Here is an 11,186-nt window from a genome sequence, read left to right as displayed (position 1 = left end):
AAGTACTGCTTTGCGTAAAATTATAGCGACTTTCAACGCAAAGGAACGCAAAGTGAGCGCAAAGGAACGCAGAGTCTTTTTAAAGAGAATTTGCTGTGAATTAATCAGTGTTTTTTCTTTGATTGGGCGATTGGGCGATCACAACTGGACACTAAAGGTAGTTCCTTAAATTAATCTATGGTTTATCGTACTCATAATGAGTACATGTTATATAATAGTCATACTCGTTACGAGTACGCTTAAAATTTAGAACTCGGAATTGCTACCTCACAATGGTTATTCCGAATTTCAAATTTTCTTGTTCAGTGGATTCACAAGAGGGAACACTATGGATTTATCGAACTCCAACACTGCTAACAATCTGAGTGAAGCGTTTGCAGGGGAATCTATGGCGAATCGCAAGTATCTTTTCTTTGCAGAGGTGACTCGCCAATTAGGAATGAGTGAACTGTCAAAGCTGTTTCGGGAAACGGCTAATCAGGAGACTGAACACGCATTTGCTCACTTTCGGTTAATGCATCCAGAGTTGGTAGTGGGTGATGTGGCATCCTTAACAGAGGAGCAAAAAAAAGCGATCGCAGCTCGTTGTTTAGAATTAGCCATAGAAGGAGAAACTTACGAGTACACAATTATGTACCCAGGCTTTGCTGAACAAGCACGTGCAGATCGAGATGGGAAAGCCGTCGTCGAGTTTGAAGCACAACAAGCCGAGTCTCGCGAACACGCTGGCATATTCCGCAAAGCCGCTCATAATTTTGGCTTACTAACACATATTGAAAACCATCACGCTCAGCAATATACAGAAGCACTACAAGCCTTAGAAGGAGTAAAAGCCTCTCCCAAAGCAGCAAGTAGTGATCCTGCTACCCAAAAATGGATTTGCCGCCAATGTTCAATGATCTACGATCCAACAGAAGGTGATCCTGATTCTGGTATTGCACCAGGTACACCCTTTGCAGCCATCCCAGAAGATTGGCATTGTCCAATTTGTGGCGCTAGCAAGAAAACTTTTGTTCCCTATGAGGAAGCCGTTGCGGCTTAAGTAATCTCGGCAGGTTATTAACCACAAAGACACTAAGACACAAAGAAAAGATCACTTTGTGTCTCTGTGTCTTGGTGGTTTAATCATGATTTTTATTTTTCCAGAGTTACGGGTAAAGTGACAGTAACATTAGTACCTTTACCAACAGTACTTTCAAGTTGAATTTGACCTTGATGGTTTTCTACAATCGCTAAAGCGATCGCTAACCCTAAGCCTGAGCCAGTGGAATTTTCTGTCTTGGTACTACCATTAGGATGGGTACGCGCTGGATCTACTCGGTAAAAGCGGTCAAATAACCGGGGTAATGCTTCTGTAGGAATGCCTATACCAGTATCACTGACTTTAATTTGTAATTGGGGATGACTAGAACGTAGTCCTGAAGTACGGTTTGTTGCTTCGACTCGTGCTAATTCTACATTTACCTGTCCAGAAGGTGGAGTGTAGCGCAAAGCGTTACTGATTAAGTTTGTGAACAATCGTACTAATTGATTCCAGTTACCTGAGAGTGTGAACCAATTTTCTAATATTTCGGGGTTAGTTTCTGTGGCTGGAGGATCAATTAAGTTGAAGGTGAGGGTAATATTTTTTTCAGCAGCTAACAGTTGTTGTTCTTCTACTACTTCCATCAGCAAAGCATCGACAGGACAAGCAGAAAAGTTTTCTTGGCTAATACCACTATCTTGGCGCGCTAGGAAAAGTAAATCATTAACTAATTTACCTAAGCGTTGGGTGAGTCGTTCTACCACTTGTAACTGTTGTCGATAGTGGGAAAGAGTCGCATCTTTCACCTCAGCAGTTTCTAAATCTGCAAGAGCAACTTGCACATTAGTTTGAATTAAAGCGATCGGACTTCTCAGTTCATGAGAAGCGTCAGCAGTAAACTGTTTCAGGCGTTGATATGACTCGTATACTGGTTCCATAGCTTTACCAGAAAGAAACCAGCCGCTTGCAGCCACAGAAAGTACCATCATCCAGATGCCTATTGCCAAATCAAGTATTAACTGTCGGCTGGGTTTTGTGACTTCAAACCAAGGATGACTTACACGCAGATATCCCAGTACTTGTTTGCCTACTTCCACTCGTTGAGTTACCTGACGCAGAAGCAGTGAACAATTCTCTCTATCTCCCCATCCCCCCATTTCCCCATCTCTCTGTCTCGTCACATGCACCGTCTCACCTGTGCGGTTGACATGAATGGGAATATCTAGAGGTTCTGAGAGAGTAGACCAGAGTAGTTGTCCAGTGGGACTAAACCATTCTAAGTCTATGTGGTCATCTTCTACAGTTTCTACTGTATCGGTGTTATCGCGAAAACTAGCCTCAACATTAATACGGTATTGACTGGTGTTAGAGTTAACTGGTTCAATGACTAGCGATCGCTCCACTACTTCCACTACATGATTTAAGGTATCGTCAATCCGCTCCACCAAAGTATTACGAACATACAGATACACACCAGTAGCAAATAACAGCAGTAGTAAAGCAGTTACAGCTGTGTACCACAAGGCTAGGCGACGACGAGTTGTTTGAAACATAGATGTAGCAAGTCATAGCAAATCTATCTGATATTCATATCTTGTCCATATTTTGTACTAAGTTTTAGTACGCCTTACTCTCCAAGTAGTAGTTCACCAAATTGACTTTCAAAGGTTGCCCAGATCCCCGACTTATGTGGTCGAGTAGTAAGATTTTTTCTGTAAATTCACTAAACTTCTCGCATTAAAACAGTATTTACACTTAATTATTTCTAATGTGCTTAATATTAAATTACGCAAAATTACTGAAGTAAGCATTCAGACATAAAAGCTATATTCTGGTTGTTGTAATTTGGAATTAAATTCCTCAATAATCAATCCAAACAATCTGCCAAAAAAAGTAATGTTGCTTGTTTACCAATAATTCATACATAAAACACTAGTAAATAGGTTGTATAATCAACAAAAATTGTCAATTAAGCAACAAATTTTGGCAAAAAGTCAATCTTGGCTTCTACTAATTAACTGAAGATTTGAAACTCATAACAAGTTTGACTTAGTTTTGATCACCTCATCAGGGACTGCTGCCATCAAAACTAAAGATAAAAATAATTTTTGCAAGGAGTCGATAGACTTTCATGGCAACATTTTCAGGATTTCCAGACCCAGGGAGTACTAGAAGTAGAGCGTTAGATACAACATCCTACATTGGTGGTTCCCTTAGTAGTACTCCTAATATCTTTCAAGACTCGGTTAGTAGTTCTGACATTAGTGATTATTACAAAATCAGCATTGGTGGCAGCAGTGCTAGTCTCTTAAGCATGACTTTGGATGGTTTAAGTGACAATGCCAGTTTGAATCTGTATACTGAAACCGGTACACTTCTACAAACAGCTAACTCTACTGGTACAGCGTCGGAGTTACTCGCTCGTACCTTAGATCCCGGTATTTACTACGTCCGTGTCGGTTTAGTTAATGGTGCTGTAGGCACTAATTACAACCTCAGCCTTGCTGCTTATTCAATTCAAGAAAGTGGTATTTCTGATAATACACGAGCTACAGCCCAAAACATTGGCACGCTTAGTAGTAGCTCCCCTACCACTTACATTGATTTTGTAGGTAGTAAAGGTGTCCTTACTGACAGTAATGATTACTACAAATTTAACATTGCTACTGACGGTAAACTCAACTTGAGCTTACAAGATTTAGTGGGCAATGCCAATGTTGAAGTGTACAACAATTCTGGCACTAGAATAGCATTTTCTAACAACCCATACACCACTTCAGAGTCAATTATTAAAGACTTAACTAGTGGTACATACTACATTCGGGTTTATGATAATACAGGTGCAACTAACTACACCTTAAATCTTTCCTTTGAAAGTAAAAAGGGTAAGCGGCTGGATATCTGGTCTGGTGCTAACAGTTCTAATCCAGATTCTCTCACAGCATTAGAAAGCACACTCTACTTTACGGCTAATGATGGCAGCAGTGGTGTACAACTGTGGAAGAGTGACGGTTCTGTTGCTGGTACAAGCCGCATCACTAATCTTAATCCCAGTGGTTTTAATCCAGCTAATCTGACAGCTTTTGGTACTACGAAGCTTTTCTTCACTGCTGATGATGGTAGCACTGGTAGAGAACTATGGGTTTACGATAGCTCCACAAACACAACTACAAGGCTGAGTGACATCAATCCTTCGGCTGGCAATGCTAATCCGCAAAACCTCACAGTTGTGGGTAACAAGCTGTTTTTCACTGCTGATAATGGCAGCAATGGTAGAGAACTTTGGGTGTCCGATGGCAATACAGTTAGTCTAGTTAAAGATATCTATACTGGCGCTACTAGTTCTAATCCATCAAGCCTCCTTGCTTTTGGTGGCAAGCTTTATTTTGCTGCGAATAATGGAGTTAATGGTACTGAACTATGGTCAAGTGATGGCACAGCAGCAGGTACAACTCTCGTCAAAGACATTGCCATAGGTGGAGCAAGTTCTGTCCCTACAAATCTTACGGTTGTTGGTAACACTCTCTACTTTACTGCCAACGATGTCAGCACAGGTATAGAGTTATGGAAGAGTGATGGTACAGCAGTAGGAACTTCTGTTATAGACCTTACTCCAGGGACAGGTGGATTTGGACCGACTCTACTTACAGCTGTAGGCAGCACCTTATATTTTGTACTCGATAGCAACAACGACTTTAAACAAGAACTGTGGAAGAGTGATGGTACAAACACAGCGCGTGTCAAGAGTGATTTGAATGCAGCGCCGAATCTCAGTTTTGGTCCGATTAATTTAACTGCTGTTGACAGTACGCTTTACTTCACTACCTACGATCCAAATAAGGGATTTGAGTTGTGGAGGAGTGATGGCAGTGATGCAGGTACATATTTAGTTAAAGATATTTGGTCTGGTTCTGATAGCAGTCTCCCTGGAAGCCTCGTAAATTTTGGTGGCACTCTCTACTTTGCCGCCTCCACTTTCAATGCTTCTCAGGAACAGACTAGTCGTGAAGTATGGAGCAGTAACGGCACGGAAGCGGGGACGCAACAGGTTACATACATAAACTCTGTAGATTATGCCAACCCTGACAAGCTGACTGTCGTTGGTGACAAGCTGTTCTTCATTGCTGACGACGGAATCAACGGAACAGAATTGTGGGTGCTTTAGTAAAGGAGGTGGTGTGGAGAGATAAAAATAAAAGTGATCAAACGAAATGGAATTAATTGCAGATTTACTGTTCAAGCAATTCGCTCACTGCTAATAAATTTCTACGAAATAGTGAACGTCTAAATAACCTTTGTCTGCCCAAGAGGGCAATCAGAGAGATTTGCAATTTACGTAATTTGACACAAACACGAGGAGCAATTTTTAATCATGAAAAACAAAATTCTCGCTATTGCTGCGACTGCTGGTACCGCGATTTTGGGCAGTTCTCTGTTATCTACACCCGCTCAAGCTTTAACTCAAACCCAAGATGTAACTATTAACTATACAGTACCAGAAATTTTGTACCTGCGGACTTTCCAAACAGTTAACATGACTCTCGACGCGAACCTATTGGGTGCAACATTAACAGCACAAGGCAGTGGCTTTGTTGGCAAAGACTACGACCCTACTAATCCCACAGTCACTATAGATCCTGTCACAGGTAATGCTGATGTAACTCTTGATCAAACCAGTCCTTTTGGAAATTTGGCAGCCATACAACAAAGTATTCCAGAGTTATACGCAGTTTGGTCTAATTCTACTGGAACTGTGGATGTCAACCTTACAAGCACAACTTTAACTGAAGCGGGTGGTCAAACTATAGGAGTGAATAGTATTACCCCAACTGTTGATAACTTTGCTGCACCTGGTCTAGATACACCTGAGGTAGGAGGTGCAGACTTGGATTTAGACTTAACCAATGCTACTGTGATGGGAACCTACACTGGCACAATCACCGTAGATGTGTCAACTCCATAACTATTAATGTATAGTGCGGGCATCTTGCCTGCTCTTTTCATCAGGTGGGCAAGATAAACACCACAAAAAGCTATAGATGGGGCATCTACCCATCATTTATTTCTTGATTTTTTTCAAAAACATAGCCACATGGTCAGCGATCGGCAAGTAAACTGCAAATTGTATATTCAACGCTGTCTTGGTATCGTAGCAGCTTTCTTAACTTTGCCGTATTTCCAGGCAACAGCACAATCTCTAGATGTGTCGGAGCCAACCCAAATATATCAGTTAGCGACTCCCCAAAAACTGACCATTCCTCCTCAAGAATTAGGAGGGATTTTACCTAATTCCTTTAGTGAGAAGGTAAAAGATGAACAAGACTTGCTGGCTCCTCCTCTATTTAATCCGGTAGTCATTCGTGAGTTACCAGGTCTATGGCAGATGCGGGTTCCCATCGATCAGGTCGGTTCTCTCTATGCTACCTATGATCTCAAGGGAGTGAACGGTCAGGTGGACGGGTTTAGTAACAATCAACGTGGCGATCAGGCAATGCAAGTTTCTGTGGAGCCATTGCCAATTATTGAAATATCGCGCGATGAAGCTACTAATACAGCTTTGGTGCAGGGAGGTGTGCGCTTGCGATTCGACCTTTCAACCGCCCGTACAGCAGGGAGCTATGAGGGTGTGTTGTCGGTGACGGTGAATCGGCGTGAGTAGGGGATAGCGCTTTACCTAAAACAGGTGTGTGAAGGAGTGAAAATTTCATAGAAATGTTCGCAAAAGCAACAAAAATAGCCTTAACTCTAATTGGGAAATTTGCCTTAGGGATACCAAGTGCGATCGCAGCAATTAATATTGGTGTCAATCCACCTCGAATGGAACTGGAAATTGGTGGCAAAACACGCACACAAACGATTCGTGTCATCAACCTTTCCTCTCAGCCTGTGGAACTCAAGGCTTATGTTCGCTCATGGCGGATGAGTGAAAATAATAGACTTGAAGAAATTCCATCTGGCGAAGAATCATTGGCACGATGGATTGTTTTTACGCCCTCGCAATTTACTATCCCACCTCGTAGTTCTCAAACCATACGCTTCAATGTCCGTCCCAGAACCAAACCAAAATCAGGGGAACATCGGGCGATTATGTACTTAGAAGAACTTCCTTCAGCAGAAGAGAAAGCGAGTGGCATTAAAACTGTTGCCCGGTTAGGCGTGGTAATTTATGGTTACGTAGGAGACATTAAAAGGGTTGGCGTTCTCAACTCCATTACTGTAGATACGAAGACACAGACTCAGCCAACAGCAGTATTTGATGTTTCCAGCCAAGGTAATGGTTACGTACGCCTTACAGGGCAATATTCAATCTGGCCTGCGGCAAAATATCCAGGCGCTAAGACAACAAAACCCATAGATGGTTTGGGAAGACCAGGAAAAAAAATCCCAGAGAATATTCTTGATGCGGGAATGTTACCCAACTCCCCTATTTTGCCTGCGTCACGTCGACGTCTGTTACTGCCTATCATCAAAAAATTACCTCCTGGTAACTACGTCTTAGACCTCAACGGTGAGTTGAATGGCATAAAAATTGACCAAGGTATACCCTTTACTGTTTCAGCACCTACTACCCAAAAGTCTCAAACTCAGCCTAATACTTCTCGTAATTTAAAAAATCCTCTTGGCAGCAGATAGTGATTGCTGTTTTCAAGCAAAAATTATCTGGATAAATCTGCATCTATAAATCTTTTATTACTCTTGCTGATTTTCCTAGCAAATAAAGTTCCTAGCTACACGAACCAAGTCCATCCAGATGGACTTTAGAAAAATCTAAATTCATTTACTGCCTAGAAATTCTCTAGGCGGTGATTCTTTGCTTGCTTAAACTTTCTAATCTAATACAAATTTTGTGCTTGAGTATGCTCTATCCAGCTTTACCACCTGCACCGCCAGTCCTATCAATTACATTACAGCCAGAGCAGGTTATTGAACGAAAAATTACAGAAAAACAGCTTTTATCTGAGCAACGAAAAATTATTGCAGAAGCTACTTTAGAGAATAGCAATAATGATATTGCTTCAAAAGCACAAAAATCAGAATTATCATTAGAGCAGGAAGAACTAGAGTTTCTTGATCATCAGCTTGAGTTAGCAGATCAACACTATAAATTGTTAGCAGCTATATTTAAAGCCCAAAGTGTTATACCGGAGTTTTCTAATAGCCAAGCTAATTCAACAACAGTTTTACCAACCTCAACAGCACCCATTAATACACCTGTTTTGGTAAATCAATCTTCCGAAGTTCAGGTAATTGCCGATCTGCCATCGGATTTAAATAATAATCAACAATCTTCTAATAATTATGATACTACAGAAAAACTGAAATTAATAACTCCAGGCAATATAGAAGTAACTACAAATAATATTAAATCAGTGGAAGATGCTAAGAATGATTATGCATCTGTGAATAGAGATTCTAGCAATCTTGCTCAAAATATAAAATCTGTAGGAGGCACTTTTTTAGTTGGAGTAATTATTAATCGGCGAGAGGTTGGTGGTCTCGAAATTCGTCTTGATGGAAATACTATTTTAGTACCTTTAGAATCATTTGCTGAAATTGCTAATTTTACGGTTACTAATGTTAATGGCAAAATCCAATTAAAAACTCCTTTAGGAGTAGTTGATATTGCTGAAAATAATTTGATAAAAATCGATGGTATTACATATATTAGCGATGTTTTACTAAAAGAAAAATTAGCTACACCAATTGAATTTAAAGCTTCAGATTTAGCTTTAATTGTTAACTTACCTTGGCAACAAGATAATAAAGAGTCTGGGCAACCCACTCCTGAATTAGAACCAGAAGTCAAACCTCCTAGCAGTACCCTATCAAGTCTAAGGCAAGAATTATATCTTTATAGGAATTCTGAAGATACAAATCTACGCAGTTCTACTCTTTTGGGAGGAAGGCTGGCAGGAGGAACATGGCGTGTTCGTCTAAATAATAACTTTGAGAATGTACCATATGTTTCTGAGTACTTTTTCTATAAACGTGAAAATCGGTTTCGCTATCAAATTGGTCGGCAACAAATAGGTTTACATCCTCTACTCAATAGTATGGATTTGACAGGAGCGCAAATTGGTTTTACTAATTTGCCTACTGATAGCTTGTATCAAAGTTACAGTGCTTCCGAACTTTTACCCAGACGTTCTCGACCTTTGCAAACATTTCGGGGAGAAGCACCACCTGCAAGTTTTGTGCAGTTAAGAGTAAGTGGAATTGTAGTTGCCCAGCAACAGGTCGGATTGAATGGAGTATATGAATTTGTTGATGTCAGATTGCCTGTTAGCAATAGCAATGAAATAGAACTATTAATTTATGATCGCAACAATCTTAGCGTACCAACAGAAATTCGCTCTTTAAGACTGAATACTTCTGACTTACTACTGCCAGCTGGTGGCAATGTGCAGTTAGCTGGATTGGGATTAAGTGGTAATTTAGCCCAAAATGCTTTATTTTACGGTTTCAATGGTGATGCTGGAGAGCCAGTTGGATTTTACCAATTTCGTCAAGGACTTTCTAATAACTTAACTTTTGAAGGAGCAATTCAGGCTATCCCTGATACCTTGCAAGCACAAGCAGGCTTTGTTTGGCGACCAGCAAGCCCTGTGATTCTTGCTACAAGTCTTGGTACATCACGTGGTGAATTAGGTTACACGGCAGATTTAGATGCAGATTTTGGCAAGTTAGAAATCCTGGCTAATTCTCAGTTATTTCCATCTGGATATTACTCCAACAACGGATCAGGCGATCGCTACAATCATAGCCTAGAAGTTAATTACCGTTTTAGCAATACTTTTAATTTAGGATTTCTTGCTCGCAGCCGTCAAAGTGATGGTGATGATGCAACTAATTATATTTTGCCTACGTTTGCAGTAAATCCTTTTTCGGGCTTATCTTTAAGAGGCAGACCAGACATTGAAGGACAATATATATTCAACGCTTTTTATCAAATATCTCCAGTAAGCAGACTATCTTTTAATACTTTTGGTGATATTTATACTTCTGATTTTAGCTACAACCTGAACAGAGAATATCAATTGTCTCTAGGTGGTGAATTTGGTGGCGATTTGTCTCCTCGTTATACTGTTGCCGTCAATCGTAGTTCTCTGAGTTTGGGTGGTTTGAATTGGAGATTAGGACTTGCATACAGTGATGGAGATGTAGGGCCAGTTGTTGGGGCAAGTATGCAAGTACTTCCAGGCTTACTCGCTAGAGTTGATTACCAAGGCATTCCTTCCAGAAGTAAAAACATAATTGGAGGATTTGGAGATGATCGTCTGACAATTTCTTTAGTATCAGATTTGTCTTTTGCTGGTGGTAAACTTACTCCTGCTAAATCTTATGGTTTGAGACGCGAAAGAGGTGGAATTGCCGGACGAATTGTTGTCGAAGGAGAAAATAAAGATTTTAATTTAGCAGGAGCTGCCATCCGTGTAGTTGATAGTCGTAATAAAATAGTTGGTGGATCTCAAACCGACTCTTTTGGTAACTTCTTTGTTAGTAACTTACCAGAAGGCGTGTATGTGGTTGAACTTGATCCAAACAAATTACCAGTAGAACTTTCTACGGTCAAAACTAGCATAGTAGCGGAAGTTGCCTCATCTGCTGTGACTCGTCTAGATTTCCCTGTGCGAGAAGAATATGGTATGGCTGGAAAGATCACTGATGCAGCTGGTCAACCTGTAGCAGAAGCTAAGGTGGAATTAATTGGTGCTGACGGTAAACCAGTGACATCTAGCGTAACAGATGAATTTGGTTTTTATCGCTTTGATAGTGTTCCTGTTGGTAAGTACACAATCCAAGTTCCTTCACAGGATGCTACTGCACCAAGCGATAATCTTCCCAAGCGAGTAGTGCAAATTAAAAATGAGTTTGTTTTTGATCAAAATCTGCAATTGCCAATCTCGGCGGCGGCTAAGAAAAAATAAGCCAGAAGTTTAAGGTGCTAGATTCCCTTCTTCCTGTTTACGGGAAGAGGGGAATATTTTTTGGTATCTAGTTACAAAAAGTAAAGTTACGTTTGATGTGAGTGAATTACAGCAGATTTAAATTGATTTGACCACACTCAAACCTCACCCCCTGCCCCTAATCCCCACTCCCTTGGGGTAGGTGGGCCCCGACGTTCCCTCCTCCGCGAGATCGGAGAGGGGTGGCCAGAGGC

The 11,186-nt window shown here is 40.8% G+C and carries 7 protein-coding genes; 6 read left to right on the top strand and 1 reads right to left on the bottom strand.

Translation table 11 applies throughout. The features are described from left to right. The first annotated feature begins 328 nt into the window (after window positions 1-328). A complete protein-coding gene (locus UYI_RS0103050) occupies window positions 329-1,042 on the top strand; it encodes a rubrerythrin family protein (protein ID WP_016865209.1) in 714 nt (237 codons plus the stop codon). A 92-nt stretch (window positions 1,043-1,134) separates the two neighbouring features. On the opposite strand, the gene UYI_RS0103045 is transcribed toward UYI_RS0103050, so the two are convergent. Next, entirely contained in the window at window positions 1,135-2,577 is a 1,443-nt protein-coding gene (locus UYI_RS0103045) for a sensor histidine kinase (RefSeq protein ID WP_016865208.1), read from the bottom strand. Window positions 2,578-3,155: 578 nt separating this feature from the next. On the opposite strand from UYI_RS0103045, the gene UYI_RS0103040 reads away from it, so the two are divergent. From UYI_RS0103040 to UYI_RS0103020, 5 genes are all read left to right on the top strand, one after another. Further along, window positions 3,156-5,189 (top strand): ELWxxDGT repeat protein, encoded by a 2,034-nt coding sequence (locus tag UYI_RS0103040; RefSeq protein ID WP_016865207.1) that lies wholly within the window; start codon window positions 3,156-3,158, stop codon window positions 5,187-5,189. 207 nt (window positions 5,190-5,396) lie between these two features. Then, window positions 5,397-5,987, top strand: coding sequence for a hypothetical protein (locus tag UYI_RS0103035; RefSeq protein ID WP_016865206.1), 591 nt, complete (start codon window positions 5,397-5,399; stop codon window positions 5,985-5,987). A 129-nt stretch (window positions 5,988-6,116) separates the two neighbouring features. Next, window positions 6,117-6,683 carry a hypothetical protein gene (locus UYI_RS0103030; protein ID WP_009458367.1) on the top strand — a complete coding sequence of 189 codons (567 nt, stop codon included), beginning with the start codon at window positions 6,117-6,119 and terminating at the stop codon, window positions 6,681-6,683. A gap of 53 nt (window positions 6,684-6,736) precedes the next feature. Beyond that, complete coding sequence (locus UYI_RS0103025) at window positions 6,737-7,657, top strand: fimbrial biogenesis chaperone (protein ID WP_016865205.1); 921 nt, start codon at window positions 6,737-6,739, stop codon at window positions 7,655-7,657. A 224-nt stretch (window positions 7,658-7,881) separates the two neighbouring features. Beyond that, on the top strand, window positions 7,882-10,953 hold the full coding sequence (locus UYI_RS0103020) for a carboxypeptidase regulatory-like domain-containing protein (protein WP_016865204.1): 3,072 nt from the start codon (window positions 7,882-7,884) through the stop codon (window positions 10,951-10,953). The last annotated feature ends 233 nt before the right edge of the window (window positions 10,954-11,186 follow it).

It is taken from the genome of Fischerella muscicola PCC 7414 (genome assembly GCF_000317205.1).
GTDB classification, from domain to species: Bacteria; Cyanobacteriota; Cyanobacteriia; order Cyanobacteriales; family Nostocaceae; genus Fischerella; species Fischerella muscicola.
Note: the sequence above shows the minus strand (reverse complement) of the source record. Positions and strands in the feature narration are given on the sequence as shown.